Genomic DNA, 18,289 nt, shown 5'->3' on the forward strand with positions numbered 1-18,289 from the left:
GCATTCCAACCTTAGGACGGGGCTTCTATAATGGCCTTTATACCCCCATATCGCCCTGGCCAGGTATGCATAATCATTACAGTAAGATGTTCTTATACGGCAGAGCCGATGCGGCAACTAGTAGTCCGATGACGGACTATGCTCAGCTCAGCCGCTCGATCAACACTCTGGTTGCTACTATCGATCAACATTTCCGACCTTACCTGTGTCTGGAAAGCGTGAGACCCCACGATCCTGTCGAAGTGCGCTATATGCCAGCACCTTGGAAGCTTTTGGGGACTGGTAATTATGCAGCGGTTTTTAACCATCCTAACTATCCGGAGTTGGTCGTTAAGATGTATGCGCCGGGGCGTCCTGGTTTTGAGGATGAGGTGGAAGTGTATCGCAGAATAGGTTCTCATCCTGCATTCTCTCAATGTTTCTATGCCCGAGATAATTTTTTGATCCTCAAACGCCTGCAAGGAGTGACCTTGTATAACTGTCTAAATCGCGGTTTTCGCATTCCCAGCCAAGTGATTTCAGACATCGATCGAGCGTTGGACTATGCCCGCAGTCGGGGATTACGTCCCCATGATGTTCATGGCAAAAACGTCATGATGCATGAAGGTGAGGGGTTAGTTGTGGATATTTCAGATTTTCTCCGCGAGGGCTCAGGATTAGCCTGGGATGACCTGAAGAAATTCTACTACTGGGTCTATCGTCCCTTGCTCTCGCCTCTGAGAATTCGTATTCCTCTGACTCTACTAGATATTAGTCGAAGAGTTTACCGACTCCTGCGGACTTTGCTAAAGCGTAAAGCTTAGGAACAAGACTGTTAAGTGACTAGACAAAACTATCCATCAATCCGGGCTTCGACTGAGCGGTTCGGCTGAGCGGTTCGGCTGAGCTCATCGTCGAAGCCTCAGCCCTCATTTCTCTCGGACTCCGCATTGCGTGTTTATGATTCGATGCACCGCTGGCAGCGATTCAAGGCCTTCTAGAATTTGAGTCGCACCCCATGTTTGTTAGCAAATGGCACCATAGTTCACTGTTGCTCAATCGCACAATAGTCATAAGTAATGCAGATGCAGTTTGCTTCTGAGCGTTGAGCTTTGGCCCGCTCTCTATCTTTGAGACTTAGTAAGCTACTGCAGTTGAGCCAAACAGCGTTGAACGTCCTTTAAGATTTGGTGAGCGGCTAAAATGCTTCTGCCTGCTGCCCAAACTTCTCCTTTGACTTCGCAGACAGCATCACGTTGAACTACATCTAGCTGGGACCATAGACGATTGTTGACAAACTCTTCTTTTGAGGTGGTGTTGGGATAGTGAATCAAAAATAGGACATCACCCTCAGGACTTTCTAGATCTTCGCGGGAGAGTCTGATAAAAAACTGTTCATTATTACTCTGGACTGTATTACGTTGAAAACCAACCTCCTGCAGGACAGAGCCTGAAAAACTCTTTGGTGTATGGGCAATAAATCCAAAGGGGCCATTGAGAACCACAGAGACAGTCAGACTCTCTGGAGATGGAACCAGGGAGGCTTGCAGGTCTGTCACCTGCTGCTCATAATCGGTTATCAACTGTTCTGCTTGTTCTGTGTGATTGAGGGCGTCAGCATAGATGCGAAAGTTATTTTTCCAATCCCAGCTACGACCAGCCCCCTCGATAAACACGGTGGGTGCAATCCGAGAAAGCCTTGGATAAAGTCTTTCTGAAATACTCTTGGCTCCCAAAATGAGATCGGGCTTGAGTTTAAGAATGGCTTCCAGGTTGGGCTGGTTAAACTGCCCAATGACCTCAATATCACTTGCTTGTTTGCCTAGATAGCCTGGGGGCATGCCGTAGCTAATGGTGCCAACGGGATCTACCCCAAGCGCTAGTGCGGCATCCAGAGGAGTTGTGTCGAGCACGACTATCCGTTCTGGTGAAACGGGGACTTGTGATGTTCCCATTACATGATTTACCGAACGGGTAGGAACATTGGGAGCAAGAGCTGGCTCAATAGCCGGGTTCTGCTGACAGCTTGTCAACAAGAACCCAGTGATTAAGCCAATGCAGCCGCCACGAATAGATTGACCCATAATCTCTAAAAGCTAACAGAATAACGAATCTGGAAGGTGCGTCCTGGGGCTGCGGCAATGCGGCTAACAGCCTGACCAAATGTTTGTTGTCTAACGCTGGCATATTGTTCATTGAACAGATTGCCAATGCCCAAGCTGAGCTTGCCTTGCCCTAAATTGATGCTGCTAGTAAAGTCTACGGTCGTATAGTCTCCAACGGAATTGACCAAACCACCGGCAACATCGCTATCGTTAGGGTCACGAGTACCCACAAGAAATACATCAAACCGATTGGTCCATCCTGGCGTTGTCTGATTTTCAACGTATAGCCCCACCTTGATAGGCTCTATCTCTAGCAGGCTGAGTTCTTCAAAATCGCCATCGTCATCTATGTCGCTTTCACCCTCGTTCCAGCTAAATAGACCGCCCAATCGCCAAGTATCGCTGGGCTGCCAATCTAGAGTGGCTTCTACACCATAGTTACGCTGCGGGGCACGATTGACGACGGGAAACCCGGTGACTGGATCAAGGGTTAACGTGCTACCGAGGTCAGACTCGTTGTAAAAACCTGCCAGGGTTCCCTGCAGCTGATTAAACTCAAACTGCAGGCCAATCTCATAGTTATCTACCTTTTGAGGATCCAAGAGCAAATCATCGGTAACGTTAAACACTGGCGGTACGCCCTGCAGTGAGTCACCGATGTTAGGAATTGAAAATCCCTGAGCAAAGCTGGCAAATACTCCAATTTCTGGAATGGGTCGATAAAGCAAACCCGCATTAAACAGCACATCATCAAAGCTGCTGTCCCCTCCCTGACGTTCGCGAGGAAATCGGAAGGCTAGATTGTAGTCTTCCACCGAGAGATCAACATTTTCATAGCGGAGGCCACCGCTAATTTGAAACTGGTCGGTAATATCCCAACTGCTCTGGGCAAACAGGCCTAAGCTGTTTAAGTCGTAGGCTGCAAAGCGATCCAGGCTAGTGTCAATGATGTCGATGCGGCCAGTAGCGCTGAACGTTGCTACGTCTCCAATAAAGAGTGGTGACGCGGTGTCATTTTGCGAATAGTCGGCCCCCCATAGTAGGTTTGCTGAATTACCCAAAGGGGTATCAATTTGCAAGCGCCCGCCGATTTCGGTGTCATCCAGGGTGGTTTGCCAGAGAGCGGGGAAAAAAGGCGGTAGACCCAGCCCTCTTAGATCTGTAAAAATCTGCACCAGCTCAGTGTCGCGATAATAGACCTGGGCATCGAGCTGTGAACCTAGAATGTTCTCGTGGCGGTAGGTGAGATTAAGAACATGGTTGACTTGTTCCGGTGGTTCCTCATAGTCAACATCAATCCGTAAGGCCCGACCAAATTCTGCATCGGGGTTGGCCAGCACAGAATTATCAATGGTGAAGTCGCTGAAAGTTTCGTCTTTAAAGAAGTTATAGGTGAGCCCCAAACGCTGCTCATCGGTTAGGTTAAAGCCCACTTTAGCGAGCAGCCCTAGCCGGTCGGTGTCGTTGATGCCGTTGCGAATGATCCGGTCACCATCGGCATCAAACTGACCATTGACCGTATCGTAGGAGATTGCCAGCACCCCATCACCCTGCTCATCGGCCGCCGACACACCAAACGTGCCGCTGTAGCCAAAGCGATCATTCTGGTTTGAGGTGAGACTGGTATTAACACCCGTACTAAATTCATAGCTGATAGAGTCTTCGGTGGGTCTGCGGGTAATGATGTTGACAACGCCACCGGTACCACCGTCGCCATAGATAGCACTGGGCCCGCGCAGCACTTCAACACGTTCGATCAGCTCTGGGTCAATTATTCTTAAACTAGAGCCAAATCCGTCATTATTGGGTGTTTGGGGTACGCCATCAATCAGGACTACAATGGGGCGACCCCGCAGTCCCCCCCGTGGTTGAGTTTCAGTCGTTCCAGGAGGTGTCGCGTAGCCAGGTACTAGCCTACCGAGGATATCTGCCAAGCTGTTATTGAAGAGCAGCTGTTGTTCAATATCCTCTCGATCAATGACTGTGATGGAGCGAGGAACTTCTAAAATATCTCGTTCAGTACGCGTGGCAGTAACAACAATCCTTAGGGGGGCAGAATCTTCGGCAGCTTCCTCGTTATCATCATCTGTTTCCTCATTTTCCGGCTCGGGAGATGCCTGGCTTAGCTGCTCTGCCTCAATCTGGGGAATATCCAGCGCAAAAACTGATTGAGCTGACATTGCCGAAACTAGACTGGCTAACATTGCGTAGCCAACCCACTTACTTTGGATTTTCATGATTCCTCACACCTACAATTGCACTGAGCCCCCAGGGTCAAACGTCAGAGACATTTGGCCTGCCAGGCAGGCTCCACTAGTTAAGAATTGTTATCAATACTAGGGTATTTACCTACTGACTTTTGGTGTGCTGTGTTTCCTAGCGGGACTATTTTGTTTTGCAGCCGGACTTTTGTCGGCGTATCCCTACCCTACGTTCTTAAGATATTGGCTAGGCGGTACCTCAAACTTCTTCTTAAAGGCCACCACAAACGAGCTGCGGCTAGCGTAGCCTACCCAGCGGGCGGTTTCTTGAATATTGAGCTGGCCCGCCTGCAATAGCTGTCGAGCTTGCTCCATACGATGATCGTGCAGATAGCCAAAAATGGTGTTGTCAAAGACCTGACGAAATCCTTGCTTGAGTTTGCGTTCGTTGAGCTGAACTTGCTTTGCCAGCTCCGGCAACGATGGAGGGCTGGTCATATTTTGAATCAGGATATCCCGTGCCTGGTAAACTCGATCGATGTCTCGGGCGATTAAGGATTTGCCCTGGCTGGAAGACTTGGGCAGCATCTGGCTGAGGTGCAAGGCGATCAGTTCTAGAGCCTTGCTCTCTAGATAAAACTGTCGGGTGATGCCCTGGTAGGGCCACTGCAAAATTTGTTGCAGTACTTGTTGTTGAGATGGGGTAATGCGGCTGGGGGCGTAGAGCAGTGCGTCTTCTGGATGCTCGATGGCATGCCGGAGGTCGGTGGGGAGTTCGTGAATGCGATCGCTAAATGTCGGAATCAGCTCCGGCAAAATTCGAATCCTAATGGTACAGGTGTGATGTTCAGCCGGATGTATCTCAATTTCAGGCGTGTTAGGTAAACAATAAAGATAACTTTTGCCTGCCACCTCTTCTTGAGACAGTTTTAGCCCCGCATTATCCATACGACTGCCGCCGGAGAGATAAAAAGCTAAACTTAGGGGCCTAGTTGGCGAATGTCGAAATTCATAGGTATGGGTTTGACGTTTCCTGTAGTCAGTAACCGTTAGCCATAGGCCCGGTCGCAGTTCGATTTCACGCCCATAGCCCCAGCCTAATGGTGGGGGCATTTGCCAAAAAGACTCAGGCCCTGCTTGATACCATGCAACTTCTTTATTGGCACAGCATTCATCTATGATTTCATCCACTTCAGGACCTGTTAACACCTTAGCCATCTATGTCATCGCGGTTAGAACTCTACTAGAGTATGGCATTATTGCTATTCGTTCTCAATATTCATGTGCGTATTCCTGACAAGCTATGTAGGTCTAGCCAGGACGCTCTCAAGACCTTGTTTCGATGGCCCTGAGGCTAGGGATCAAGAACCCACCTATACCTACCAGTAGCATCATCACCGCGCATAAGGTATACAGGACAGCCATGCCAGCACCGGGACCACTACCAAAGCTAGGGCTGAGGAGATGAGATAATGGTCTTCCTGGCATCATGGCAGGCTCTAATAGTCCATCGGCCAATGGTCCTGCCAGTAATGCAGCTAAAGCGCTTGTGGCCTGAATAATTAGACTATTGGCGGCAAATATTCGACCCTGGATATTAGGGGAAATCTTATCCATCCATAGCGCGCTGCGGGCACTGCCTAATAAAGGAAAATTCAAGGATGAGCAAAGCTGCGCTGGCAACCAAACCGTTAGGGATTGTCCCAGACCAAATATCGTTTTACTCAGACCTGCGCCGATATATCCGCCTAGCACACCATTAATACGACGTTTGGGACCACCCCAAAGACTGACAACAATCGCTCCGACCACACCCCCAACTCCAGCTATAGCAGAGATGCTGGCTAAGGCTTGAGCACTGCCGTTAGTGCGTGCCAAAATCATCGGACTGTAAAGCGCTCTACCCAAATCGTGGGCCAAGGTGAACAAAATAGTGATCAATAACAAGGCTTTGAGGCTAGGCTGTTGCCAGACGTGGCGAAATCCAAAGGTAAGCGTGTTGATAAGCTGATCGGGCTCAGAACTTTGTTTGGGTTGGGGTATGGTCGCTGCTAACAGCGTGGCAAAAGCTATCGCAAATGTAAATAAATCAACCAAGATAATGCCCGACAGACCAATGAGTGGATACAGGATACCCGCTAAAGCAGGACCGACAATATTGGAACCATAGTGAACAATGGATGCCATGCTACCAGTGCGAGTGTAGTGTCGTTTGGGCACCATCATAGAAATTGATGCCTGATAGGCTAGGGTTTGAATCTGGCCAAAGCTTCCAGAAAAAATGACAACAGCATAAAGGTGCCAAATGTGCAGCTGCTGCGTGAGATATAGAACGCCAATAATTATCGTGGACAGGGCGGCTACGACATCTCCCAGCAGCATCAGATATTTGCGGTTAAAGCGATCAACAATTAGCCCTGCAAATAGTGTTGTCGGTATCTTGGGCAGCTGTGAAAAGAATCCCACCAGTGCCAGCGCAGTTGCTGAACCAGTCGTATCCCAGGCCCACAGTGTGAGGGCAAAGAACGTCATGTAGGTACCCAGGGTGGACACCAGCTGACCAAACCAGATAAGAGTAAAGGTGCGCATAAATTAAGAGCGGGGCAAACATAAAAAAGGGTGGGGCTATGCCCACCCTTAAGCACATTAGCGAATAGAGACTAGTGTTTTTGGTGTGAGAAACTTATTTTTCTTGGGATAAGCACAGTTCCACATCTGTCAGAATCTGGTTTGCAGCCAGGATACTGCGCCCCCCAGCCCAGGTGGTACTGTCCACTTCGCAAACAATGCCTTGCTTGACGACATTTAGGGTTGACCATAGCGGATCGCTAATAAACTCTGTTTTAGCAATGCTGTTGTCATCTGTGGATTGATGCATTAAAAAAAGAATATCGCCATCAATGGCCGATAGCTCCTCTTTTGATAATAGAACACCATAGCGTTTACCTTGGCCTTGGTATGGATTGCGCTCAAAGCCAAGATCTTGTAAAATCGAACCTGGAAAACTATCGGCACTGTAGGCTATCACGCCTCTACTCCAGTTGGCGATGACGGATACTGTCATGGTTTGTAGAGGCTGCTGCAGCTCAATTTGGAGAGTATCAACTCGCTGTTGATAAGCGGCTAAGATTTGTTTGGCCTGTTCAGCCTGTCCCAGGGCATCAGCATGGAGTCGAAAGTTTTCTTGCCAGCTACCTTCGCGTCCGTTATCTTTTGTGAGAACTGTTGGAGCTATATCTGATAGTTGTCGATACCATCTATTCGCACCAACTTTAGACCCTAAAATCAGATCTGGTTTAAGCTTCAGAATCGTTTCTAAATTGGGCTGTAACCCTTTGCCTACCACCGTGATGTCATTGATTACCTCTGGATAAATAGGGGAAATTGGCACTTCTGTCATACCAACGGGGATCACATCTAAGGCTAGTGCGGTGTCTAAGGGGGCATAGTCTAAAACAACAACTCGTTGAGGTGAAACGGGGACCTGGGCTGTGCCCGTAGCATGCTGAATGGGGCGCATAGGCAAGTCAGAAGAAGTCGGTTGAACGGTTTGTTGACAGCTAGTCAACAAACCGCACAAAATTAACCCGATTAATCTTTTGTAAACGCTGCTGGCCATAGGGCTAAAATTCAAGTGCGTACCGCACACTCATCGTGGTACCGGGGGATGCAAAGCGTCGCGTATCAAATGGGGCAACGCGTTCTTGGGCAGCCGCTGAAAGATAGTCATTATTTAATAGGTTTTCAATACCGAAGATCAGGCGACCGGGGCCCAGTCGTAAACTGCTGATGAGGTCTAGCGTCACGTAGCTGTTGATTTCAAAGGGGTCAACGCCTTCATCAAAGGCGCGATCGCGATCGCCTATTAGCAGCAGCTGTAATCGATTGGACCAACGAGGTGTGGTCTGATTTTCCACATACAGCCCCAGCTTGTAGGGGGGAACTGTTAGGGAGCCTAATGGATCAAAATTGCCAGTATCGCCGACATCGTTTTCACCCTCAGCCCAGGTAAAATTCCCACCTAACTGCCAGACATCACTGGGCTGCCAATCAAGGGTGGCCTCCACACCATAGTTGCGCTGGGGGGCACGCACTGTTTCTGTAAAGCCAGTGTTAGGGTCGAATACAACTGAAGCTCCTAAGCTCGATTCACTGTAAAATCCGGCAATACTTGCCTGGATAGTATCAAATTCAGCCCGCGCGCCAATCTCAAAGTTATCCACCGATTGGGGCTGAAACAATAAATCGTTATCAGGGTCAAAATTAGGCGCAGCACTGGACAAGGCTGTGCCTAAATTAGGAATTGAAAACCCCTGGGAAAAGTTGGCAAACACACCTACTTCCGGAATGGGCCGATAGAGCAGCCCAACATTAAACGAAACATCATCATTACTGCCGCTACCGCCCTGACGCTCACGGGGAAATTGAAACGCTAGCTGATAGTCTTCTACGGAGAAACTAATATCGTCGTAGCGAAGACCGCCACTAACTTGAAACTGATCACTAATATCCCAGCGTGCCTGGGCAAACAGACCTAACTTTTCGACTTCATAGAGGGGAAACAGGGAAAACTCATCAATAATGTTAAGCTCTCGATTGGCATCAAAAGCCGCCGGATCGAGAAATGCTGCCACAACCTCGTTATCTTCTTGAGAGTAGTCAGCCCCCCACAGCAAGTTGGCAGAATCACCCAGGGGCGTATCAATTTGCACTCGGGTTCCGATCTCTAAGACCTCAGAGAGATTCTGAAAAAGGTCGGGGAAGAAGTCTGGAAAATTGTTTGCTCTTAGATCGCCAAATCCTTGGGCTTGTTCAATGTCGTTGAGGTAGAACTGAGCATCTAACTGAGAGCCAAACACATCACCATGACGATAGGTAAGATTGAGATTGTGATTGATTGTCTCAGGCGGTTCGTCGTAATCAAATTCTCCTAAGAATAACGTTCTAGCTATCTGAGTTCCTGGCTCAGCAGTCACCGCTGTATCTGTTGTGAACTGGGTATCTATAGTGTTCTGGAAGAAATTATAAGTAATCCCGAAGCGCTGATTGTTGTCAATGTCGTACCCTAGCTTGGCGAGTATCCCCAGGCGATCAGTGTCGTTAATGCCGGATATAGGAATAATCCGATTGCCATCGGCATCAAATTTAGCATTTTCGATGTCATAGTTTATTGAAAGCCGAATGTCGGCTCCATCCTCTGCCGCAGCCACGCCCAGGCCACCCGTATAGCTAAAACTGCCATCGTCATCCAAGTTAGTCAAAGATGCAACCACACCAAAGTCAGCATTGTAAACAATGCCGTCTTCGACAGGAGCACGGGTAATGATGTTAACAACGCCGCCAGTGGCCCCATCACCGTAAATTGCACTAGCTCCAGGCACCACCTCAATCCGCTCAATCGAGTCAGGTGCAATTGTACTAAACGTATCAACACCGGGACCATTGGCATTTTGAGGGACGCCGTCAACTAACACCAGCGCATTACGCCCGCGCAATGTAAAGCCACGGGTTGCCGACTGGAGTGGTGGTGGGGCAAAACCCGGTATCAGCTTTGATAAAATATCGGACAAATTATTACTGATCTCTAGCTGCTGCTGAAGAGTCTCTTGATCAATCACTCTAACAGAGCGGGGCACATCAGTGATTACTTCTTCTGTACGAGTGGCTGTGACAACGATGCGTAGAGTATCGTCAGCTGCCTCCGCATCTTCATTTTCCGATTCTTCCGTATCCTCATTTTCAGTCTCTTCAGTCTCTGGCGCTTCCTCTACAGATGTCTGGGCTAGTGTCGGTTCTACTATGATCATGTCTGCAGAGCTATCTTCTGGACCGAACTCTTCAGCTAGGGAGCTGCTGGCTAAACTCGGTTGAACGATGGTTGCTAAAACTAAACCAGCTAGCAGATTGTGGCTGACCAGCTTGCTGAAGATTTTCATGATGTCTCACACCTTAATTGTGCATTGGAAACTAAACCTGCCAGCACATAATGGACGGACGTTACCTGCGGTAAAAACGGCCATTATGGGTAATAACAGAATTTAACTAAGAATTGTTTTCAATAATAAGGTGCTGACAAACAAGGTTTGAGGCCAGACTGTCTTCAAGAGCTAGTGTTTTGTCTTCAGAAGCGATCTTTTATACGGGTGGACAATAACATCTATAGGAAAGTGCCTCACCGAGGTTTGCCAGTTGGAACATACATTAGCGAAAGCCATAGGGCTAAGATCAAGGCGGTGAGGCACTGTCAGACGAATCGTAATCTTTACAAGCCAACGGCGATCAGCATGTAGCCTGCTGCGATCGCACCCGTCACAGTTACCAATCCGCCAATTCTACGTAGGACAGAGGGAACAGTGTTGCTACTCAAAAGAGATCTCACAGGACCCGTATAGTTAAACTGGGTGAGATTACCTTTCCCCTGATATCGCTTAAGGCTCAGCTCCTTGGGCAACGCCGGTAGGTTTTGATCACTGGAAAATAATTTAAGAGAGCGCCGATGGGGAATCTGATGTAAGCCAAATGCATTCATGTACTCGTCGCTAAAGGTAAGGCATTCAGCAAATGTTTTGATCCCTTCGGAAGCCAAGAGAGAACTCCACTGAAAGACCTCTGATTGAATTGCAGGTCGACCCAAAACCCTCTCAAAACAAAGCTGTACAAACCGATAGTTACTGTTAGTGGCCAAAATATAGTTAACAAACATATCAGAGCAAATCAGCTCACGCACCATCGCCTGTGTCGTTAGCGTGTTATTAAGATAAGCAGAGTCAAGGGCCTGATTGTGGTGAAAATCAATGTTACGGTTGTCTTTAAATAAACACCGATAAATGGCCTGTAAACGCTCACGTTTGTCCATACCCGACAGGGTGTTGGGCCGACTCGATGCCACGTTCTCTAAAGCAAGAGAGTCATTTTGAGCTGCCAGGATAAATTGATTGTCAGTTGCTAACGTTTGCATTTGCATTAGTTTTAATAAATGACAAGGTTCTTCGGCATTGCGCTGACCGAGGTGCTTTCATCCTATAGGAGTATTGATTAATAAGAATTAATCTCGATAACTATGTTTACTTGACTGATGTGGTTGGCCTCATTTTTCTCAGAAAAATAGACTTTTCAGGGGAAAACAAGCTGAAATAGTGGTCCAGGTGCCTTGAGAAAATAAGAATCTTTATCAATAATGTGATTTGAATAACTCTCTGGGTATATCGTGAAGATATGTAAAAGTCTGGGTGTCAATATCTAGCCACTTTTTTTGAGATAAATGCTGGGGGCAACCTTGAACTTCTTTTTGAAGGCTGCGACAAAAGAGCTACGGCTGGTGTAACCAACGCTACGAGCAACTTCTTGGATATTGAGACTGCCGGTGTGCAATAGCTGGCACGCTTGCTCCATCCGATAGTTATACAGGTAACCAAAAACGGTGGTATCAAATACCTGCTTAAAGCCTTGAGTAAGCTTCAATTCATTCAGGTGTACACGACGGGCCAGTTCTGCCAGAGAAGGGGGATTAATGGCGTTTTGGGTTAGGATATCCCGTGCTTCGTAGATCCGGTCTACGTCTCGAGCTTTTATGGGGGCGGAGCGCTGGGGTGAGCCAATAATCACCTGATTAAAATGCAGGGCTAGCAGCTCTAGCACTTTGCCTTCTAAATAGAGCTGGCGGGCAATGCCCTGGTAGGGCCATTCTAAAATCTGTTGTAAGATCTGCCGCTGGGCTGGGGTAATGCGACTGGGATGATACAGGATTGTGTTTTCTGGATGTTCCAGAGTGTTTCTGAGAGCAGTAGGGAGTTCGTGGATGCGATCGCAAAATCCATGGATCAGCTCCAGCGCGACTCGAATTTGAAACCAACATATCCGTTTTCCTGCGGGATACGTCTCCAGTTCTGCGGTATTAGGTACCCGGTAAAGATAACTTTTCCCTGCTATTTCTTCTTCAGAACTTAGACCATCATTATTTATCTGACAGCCACCGGATAGATAATAGTTAAATGTCAGCGGCATAGATGGCGAATGCTGCCGAATTTTATACACATGGGTCTGATGCTTAGTAATATCTATAACGCTTAGCGTCAGGCCCGGACGCAACTCTATATGACGTCCCCAACCTTGGCCCAAGGCTGGGGGTGTCTGAATAAAGGACTCCGCTCCTTCTGTATATTCTGTAAGGCTCCCGTCAGCACGGCACTCTGAAATAATTCCGTTAACCTCAGCACCTGTCAGAATTTTAGCCATTACAAAGCCGCCACCATACTTTGATTTAGTATGACACTAATGCTAATTATTCTCAATATGCGAATGGCGGATTTGTGGGTACGATGAAAAAATCGCTCGCTGCTCTCTAATTTGGTTCAGCCTCTATAGCTCGCTCCGGCTCTGTTCACCTCAAACATTTTTCAATGTCTGACAAAATCTGATTTGCCGCCAGAATATTACGACCTGTAATCCAAACATCGTTGTCTACCTGGCAAACGCTACCTTGTTGTACAGCCTCAAGCTGAGACCAGATGGGGTCAGCTATAAACTCAGCTTTTGATAATCGTCCCGGTCGGGAAGCGGAGTAAATAAGAAAAATATAATCACTATCAAGGGTGTCTAACGCTTCAGGAGACAGCTCCAAAGCATATTTTTGTTCATCATCTTGTGCCGGGGTTCGTGAAAAACCAACATCTTGCAGTACCGAGCCGGAAAAGCTGCCGGTGGTATATGCCCTGACAACATCGTTAGAAACCAATAGCACCGAAATTTCTAGTGTCTGGGGCTGGCCGATTTGTTCTTGCAGCTGTTGGACCCTTTGCCGATAGTCTTGTAATAGCTGATCTACAGCTTTGGGCTGGCCCAATGCCTCTGCATAGAGTCGGAGATTCTCTGGCCAGTCATGGGCTCGTCCGCTTCCCTCTGATAATACCGTTGGGGCAATTTGAGAGAGTTTGCCGTATATTCTGTTATGGCCGATAGCTGACCCCAAAATTAAGTCTGGCTTAAGCGCTAAGATTGTTTCTAAGTCGGGCCGATTGCCGTCACCAATAATTTCAATGCCATCAACTCGATTCCCCAAATATCCAGGGGGCTGCCCATAGACAGCAGTGCCGATGGGCTTAACCCCTAAGGCCAAGGCTGCATCCAGCGGGGCTGTGTCTAGGGTCACCACCCGTTGAGGCACCAGGGGTATTTGGCTGTTTCCCATGGCATGATCAATGGGGCGACTAGAGTCAGCCGCTGGTGGTGCAACTGAACCTGCCTGACAGCCAGCTAGTAGTGTCATCACCGCTAGCCCGCTCGTTATCTTGCGATAATGCAAATCGAACATTGGTTTAGAATTCAACAGAATACCCGATATTCAAGCTAATGCCAGGGGCGGCAAAGCGTCGATCTTCGGTACTTCCCACCCGTTCTTGAGAACTTATGGGCAAATACTGATTGTTCAGAAGATTTTGCACGCCGACTGTTAGCGTGCCATCCCCCATCCGAATACTGCTAAGCAAATCCAGGGTTATGTAACCGTCAACATCAAAGCTATCGACATCGTCGTCAAAGGCGCGATCGCGACTGCCTACGCCCAGAAACTGTAACCGGTTGGTCCAGCCAGGGGCGGTGTCGTTTTCCACATACAACCCCACCTTATAGGGCTGCACCTGCAAGCTACTTAGCGCTAAAAAGTCACCATCGTCATCCACATCACTTTCCCCTTCGTTCCAACTAAAGTAGCCCCCTAGCCGCCACACATTACTGGGTTGCCAGTCTACAGTCGCTTCTACACCGTAGTTGCGCTGGGGAGCCCGCACCAACTCAGTCAGGCCATCTTCATTCACCTGTAGATTGCTGCCGAGATCTGACTCGTTGTAAAACCCCGATAAACTGGCTTGCACCTGCCCAAATTCAGCCCGTACACCCACTTCAAAGTTGTCGATCTGCTGGGGCTCCAGCTCCACATCGTTACTGATATCCACATCTACGGGCAGTCGGGTCCCGGCACTCAGCCCAATATCAGGAATCGAGAACCCCTGAGAGAAGCTCGCAAATAGACCAATCTCGGGTACTGGCTTATAAATGATCCCGGTGTTAAACGACACATCATCTGCCTGGATATCTCCCCCAGTGCGGACATCATCTTCATTACGACGAAACGCCAGGACGGTATCGTCAACAGTCGCATCGAATTCGTCATAGCGCAGTCCGCCACTGAGCTGCCACTGCTCGCTAATATCCCAGGTCGCCTGGGCAAACAATCCTAAGGTCTCTAAATCATATTTGGGCGTTTGACCTAATTCGTCTGCGATCACCAAGCTACGCGTTTCGTCAAAGGTTGCCCCATCCAAGTCGAACACTAGACGCTCATTTTCCTCCTGACCATAGTCAGCGCCCCATAGCAAACTAAAACTATCGCTAAACTCAGTATCAAACTGGGCTCGCCCTCCCCACTCTGAGGAATCTAGAGCGGTTTGGAAGAGCTGTGGCTGAAAGTCAGGTCGCCCCCGCCCTCGAATATCCTGAAATCGCTGCACTAGCTCCGTGTCACGATAGTAAAATTGGGCATCAAACTGAGAGTTCAGCAGATCCTCGTGTCGATAGGTCAGATTAATAACGTGGTTGGTCTGCTCAGGATCTTCTTCATAGTCAATCTCTCCAATGTCAATTGTTCGGGCCGTTTGTAATCCAGGAATCAGGATAATCGATGGATCCGAGAAGAAGGTGGTATTGTCCAGATTCTCTTTGTAAAAACTATAGGTCAGTCCCAGCTGCTGCTGGTCATTCAGCTCATGCCCCAGTTTTGTAAACAGGCCCAGCCGGTCGGTATCCGCCACTCGGTTGGGGGGGACCCGATCTCCATTGGCATCAAATCGCGCGTTGGTCACATCGTAAGACAAGGTTGCCCGTACGCTCGTACGCTCATCTGAGCCGCTTGCACCAATTTGGACACCATAGCCAAAGCTATCATCCTCGATGGACGTCAGGCCAACAGACGTACTGACCCCCAAATCGTAGACCACCGGGCTATCGCCACCCGCACGAGTGATAATGTTGATAATGCCGCCGGTCGCACCGTCTCCATAGATGGCACTCGGCCCGCGAACAATCTCAATTCTTTCGATCACATCGGGATCGATGGTATTCAGCTCGGTATTAAACCCACTATTCGGGCTTTGTGGCACGCCATCGATCAAAATCAGAGCGCTACGTCCCCGTAGTGAGAGATTACGCGTACTATTCTGAAGTGTGGGTGGCCCCAACCCAGGTACGAGTTGACCCAGAATATCTGGCAAATTATTTGTCAGCTGTCGCTGCTGTTGAATCTGTTCTCGATCAATCACAGTTACTGAGCGAGGCACATCTAAGACAGATTCTTCGGTACGTGTGGCGGTAACAACAATGCGGAGGGTGTCTTCGTCTTCAGCTTCTTCAGCCTCTTCTTCAGCCTCTTGAGTATCTTCTGCAGGTGTTTGAACCAGTGTCGGCATGTCCGTTGCGGTAATATCTTCGGCACTGTTGTCTAGCCACAACCCCTCAGCCAGGGAATCATTAGCAAAACTCGGTTGAATAACGCTTGCCAAAATTAAACCGGCTAGCAGTTTGTAGCTAACCAGCTTAGATAGAATTGTCATGATGCCTCACACCTTAACTGCGCATTGAAAACTAAACCTGTCACAACCTAATTGGCGAACTTTCTGCAGAAGACTTTGGCTGATTGCAACTGTTGTTTTAAACCACGTTTGCAACCTGCGATCGCACCTATGGAAAATAGCCGTACATAGACAGGAGTTATTTAAGAATTATTGCTAATAATAAAACGTTGACAGATAGATTGCCGACGTATGTTGTCTTCAAGAGCTAGCGTTTTCCTTCCTGGCCGATCGTTGCTATCTAGTTCTTTGTAGATAAAGACTGGGGGCCACCTTAAACTTCTTTTTGAACGCTTTGGCAAAGGAATCACTGCTAGTGTAGCCAACGCTACGGGCGACTTCTTGAATATTACGGTTACCCGTCTGTAGTAGCTGACAGGCTTGCTCCATCCGATAGTCACGTAGATAGTTAAAGACAGTGGTATCAAACACCTGCCGAAAGCCACGAGTTAGCTTGACCGCACTCAGTCCTACCTGGTGAGCCAGTTCTGTTAGAGAAGGCGGTGCGATCGCGTTTTGGATCAAAATATCTCTGGCGGCATGAACACGATCCATATCTTTGATTGGGGTGGCGTACCGGGGTGACCCGGTCAGCACTTGATCTAGATACAGTGCTATCAGTTCCAGGGTTTTGCTTTCAAGGTAGAGATGACGGGCCAGCCCTTGGTAGGGCCACTCTAAAATCTGTTGTAGCACCTGTTGTTGAGCCGATGTAATGCGGCTAGGGTGATAGAGGATTGTAGCCGGGTTTTCTAGGGTGTTTCTGAGGGCAGTGGGAAACTCGTCGATGCGCTCTCTAAACCCATAAATCAATTCCGGTGCAACTTGAATGCGAAGACAGCTGTGTCTTCCTGCCGGGTGCTCTTCAATTTCTCCCGTGTTTGGAAGACGAAACATATAGCTCTTACCGGCGACTTCTTCCACTTCACCCGCTAAACCGTCATTATCCACTCGACAGCCACCGGCCAGATAGTACTGAAATATCAATGGCATTGATGGGAGATGGTGTCGGATTTTGTAGACATGGGTCTGACGATGCATAACATTGTTCACATTCAGCGCCAGACCTGGACGCAGCTGAATTGTACGCTTCCAGCCCTGACCTAGGGGGGGAGGAAGGCGAACACAGTATTCTGACCTTTCTGTATATTCTGAAAGGTGACCGCTGGTACGACACTCCTGCATGATCGCGTTTACTTCACACCTTGTCAGAATTTTAGCCATTACCAAACAAACGTCGCACCTGCGTTTAGTATGGCACTATTGGTAATGATTCTCAATGTATTGCATTGGAAAACCATGCTAAAACAGTCGTTATTTATTCACCACGTTTAGTCTTTTCCGTTGCTCCTAAATCCAAACATGTTTCAATATCTGTCAAAACCTGATTGGCCGCTAGGAGGCTGCGCCCACCTGCCCAAATCGCACTAGAAACTTCACACACGATGCCCCGTTCAACGGCATTTAGCGTTGACCACAGCGGCTCGCTGACAAACTCTTTTTTAGTAATGCTGCCTTCACTGCCTGAATTGTAAACTAGAAAGATAATATCGCCGTCAATGGCGGTCAGCTCTTCTTTTGATGGATGGATGGCATAGTTCTCGCTGGTGTCCTGAACTGGATTACGCTTAAAGCCAAGATCCTGCAGGACTGCCCCTGAAAAACTGCGGGTTGTGAAGGCGGAAGTTCCACCGGGCCAGTTAAAAATAACGGATGCTGTTAGGGTTTGAGGTGATGGCCTCAGTTTGGCCTTAAGTCTATCCACTCGCTGTTGGTAAGCTGCCAATAACTCCTCCGCTTTTTCCAGCTGCCCCAAGGCATCGGCATGGAGCAGAAAGTGTTCTTGCCAATTGCCATAGCGTCCGTTGTCTTCAGCAAATACGGTGGGCGCTATGCGCGACAGTTTTTGGTAAAAGCCCTCCTCTGCCAGCATTGAGCCTAAAATCAGATCTGGCCTCAGGTTTAGTACACTGGAAAGTAAGTTTTCTACCGTTTTAGAGAGTCTTATCTTCTCGAATTTTGACATAATGCTTCTGAAATTTATCGCGTGCGGCCTCAACTGAAAATTGCCAATGGATGCGGATACGCTGGTCATGCCGTTCTTGCACCAAGGCGAGCACCGCTTGCTCTAATTGGTCTTGTGTGGGAATGCGCTGATGCAAACAGCCTCTAGCCAGTGCCGAAAACTCGATCTCAATCATATTGAGCCAACTGGCTGACTTTGGGGTGTAGTGAAACTCAAACCGTTGGGCAAGGGCAAAGGCCTCCTCAGCCGTCAGGTATTCATAGAAAGAACTGACATTATGGGTGTTGAGATTATCCTGCACAACCTGGATTTTGTCCGCATTAGGATAGCGCGCAGCTAAGGCTTGAAAAAACAGAG

At 48.4% G+C, this 18,289-nt stretch carries 14 protein-coding genes; 1 reads left to right on the top strand and 13 read right to left on the bottom strand.

What is annotated here, in order from left to right; all coding sequences use genetic code 11:
• The first annotated feature begins 65 nt into the window (after positions 1-65).
• On the top strand, positions 66-803 hold the full coding sequence (locus N836_RS63670; protein ID WP_235071152.1) for a serine/threonine protein kinase: 738 nt from the start codon (positions 66-68) through the stop codon (positions 801-803).
• A gap of 321 nt (positions 804-1,124) precedes the next feature.
• On the opposite strand, the gene N836_RS63675 is transcribed toward N836_RS63670, so the two are convergent.
• From N836_RS63675 to N836_RS63735, 13 genes are all read right to left on the bottom strand, one after another.
• Positions 1,125-2,063, bottom strand: coding sequence for an ABC transporter substrate-binding protein (locus tag N836_RS63675; RefSeq protein ID WP_023075257.1), 939 nt, complete (start codon positions 2,061-2,063; stop codon positions 1,125-1,127).
• Between the two features lie 5 nt (positions 2,064-2,068).
• Positions 2,069-4,321 (bottom strand): TonB-dependent receptor, encoded by a 2,253-nt coding sequence (locus N836_RS63680; RefSeq protein WP_023075258.1) that lies wholly within the window; start codon positions 4,319-4,321, stop codon positions 2,069-2,071.
• 186 nt (positions 4,322-4,507) lie between these two features.
• Positions 4,508-5,503, bottom strand: a complete 996-nt coding sequence (locus tag N836_RS63685; RefSeq protein ID WP_023075259.1) for a helix-turn-helix transcriptional regulator — start codon at positions 5,501-5,503, stop codon at positions 4,508-4,510.
• A 108-nt stretch (positions 5,504-5,611) separates the two neighbouring features.
• Entirely contained in the window at positions 5,612-6,874 is a 1,263-nt protein-coding gene (locus N836_RS63690) for an MFS transporter (protein WP_023075260.1), read from the bottom strand.
• 94 nt (positions 6,875-6,968) lie between these two features.
• On the bottom strand, positions 6,969-7,904 hold the full coding sequence (locus N836_RS63695) for an ABC transporter substrate-binding protein (RefSeq protein ID WP_081716956.1): 936 nt from the start codon (positions 7,902-7,904) through the stop codon (positions 6,969-6,971).
• A gap of 4 nt (positions 7,905-7,908) precedes the next feature.
• Positions 7,909-10,221: a TonB-dependent receptor gene (locus tag N836_RS63700; RefSeq protein WP_023075262.1), complete on the bottom strand. Its 2,313-nt coding sequence runs from the start codon at positions 10,219-10,221 to the stop codon at positions 7,909-7,911.
• A gap of 326 nt (positions 10,222-10,547) precedes the next feature.
• Complete coding sequence (locus N836_RS63705; protein ID WP_023075263.1) at positions 10,548-11,249, bottom strand: phycobilisome rod-core linker polypeptide; 702 nt, start codon at positions 11,247-11,249, stop codon at positions 10,548-10,550.
• Positions 11,250-11,524: 275 nt separating this feature from the next.
• Positions 11,525-12,520: a helix-turn-helix domain-containing protein gene (locus N836_RS63710; protein WP_023075264.1), complete on the bottom strand. Its 996-nt coding sequence runs from the start codon at positions 12,518-12,520 to the stop codon at positions 11,525-11,527.
• Between the two features lie 145 nt (positions 12,521-12,665).
• Positions 12,666-13,595, bottom strand: a complete 930-nt coding sequence (locus N836_RS63715; RefSeq protein ID WP_023075265.1) for an ABC transporter substrate-binding protein — start codon at positions 13,593-13,595, stop codon at positions 12,666-12,668.
• 4 nt (positions 13,596-13,599) lie between these two features.
• Entirely contained in the window at positions 13,600-15,888 is a 2,289-nt protein-coding gene (locus N836_RS63720) for a TonB-dependent receptor (protein ID WP_023075266.1), read from the bottom strand.
• Positions 15,889-16,143: 255 nt separating this feature from the next.
• Positions 16,144-17,130 (bottom strand): helix-turn-helix transcriptional regulator, encoded by a 987-nt coding sequence (locus tag N836_RS63725; protein ID WP_081716957.1) that lies wholly within the window; start codon positions 17,128-17,130, stop codon positions 16,144-16,146.
• Positions 17,131-17,224: 94 nt separating this feature from the next.
• Positions 17,225-17,932, bottom strand: coding sequence for an iron-siderophore ABC transporter substrate-binding protein (locus tag N836_RS63730; RefSeq protein ID WP_071789088.1), 708 nt, complete (start codon positions 17,930-17,932; stop codon positions 17,225-17,227).
• The coding region (locus N836_RS63735) for a transposase (RefSeq protein ID WP_023071803.1) at positions 17,901-18,289 on the bottom strand (389 nt) is incomplete at its 5' end. The genes N836_RS63730 and N836_RS63735, both read right to left, overlap by 32 nt.

Origin of the sequence: Leptolyngbya sp. Heron Island J, from assembly GCF_000482245.1 — a bacterium.
In the GTDB taxonomy this organism is placed as follows: Bacteria; Cyanobacteriota; Cyanobacteriia; order Phormidesmidales; family Phormidesmidaceae; genus Leptothoe.